Origin of the sequence: Streptomyces doebereineriae, from assembly GCF_031845645.1 — a bacterium.
Lineage (GTDB): Bacteria > Actinomycetota > Actinomycetes > Streptomycetales > Streptomycetaceae > Streptomyces > Streptomyces canus.
On the sequence record NZ_JAVREZ010000287.1, the window covers coordinates 1 to 455 of the forward strand.

At 67.0% G+C, this 455-nt stretch carries 1 protein-coding gene; it reads left to right on the forward strand.

All coding sequences use genetic code 11. The features are described from left to right. Positions 1-295: 295 nt before the first annotated feature. Positions 296-439 carry a hypothetical protein gene (locus RNB18_RS51920; protein ID WP_311594833.1) on the forward strand — a complete coding sequence of 48 codons (144 nt, stop codon included), beginning with the start codon at positions 296-298 and terminating at the stop codon, positions 437-439. Positions 440-455 lie beyond the last annotated feature (16 nt).

Genomic DNA, 455 nt, shown 5'->3' on the forward strand with positions numbered 1-455 from the left:
CTGCACCGGGCGTGACCACGATGGCTCGGGACTACATCGAGGTGACCCCGGGATTCGAGTCGCCACCCGAGCCGACGTTGCGAGTCGTGCACGACGTTGATCGCGGTCACTGGCGGGCTGCTGACTCTATATCACGGGACATCCTCACTGACCACGAATGCAACTGACGCACTGTCAGTCAAAAGTACGCGCCGACTTCCGTCCCTGCGGGGACGGGCGCCCGCCCGTTGTGACGGACGGATGGGCAACCGCCGAGCCCGACCGGGCCCGGATCATATCGAGAAGGGGGGCATACATGCCCACGATCGCACCGCCCGAGACCGACGAGCCCGAGGTGATCGAGAGCGACACCGCCGACCCCAACGGGCCGGGAACCGACGAGGACGACCAGGGCACCGCTGAACCGCTGGACCTGGTGGGCGCGCTGCTCGCCGCCTAGGACCACTCGTTGGAGT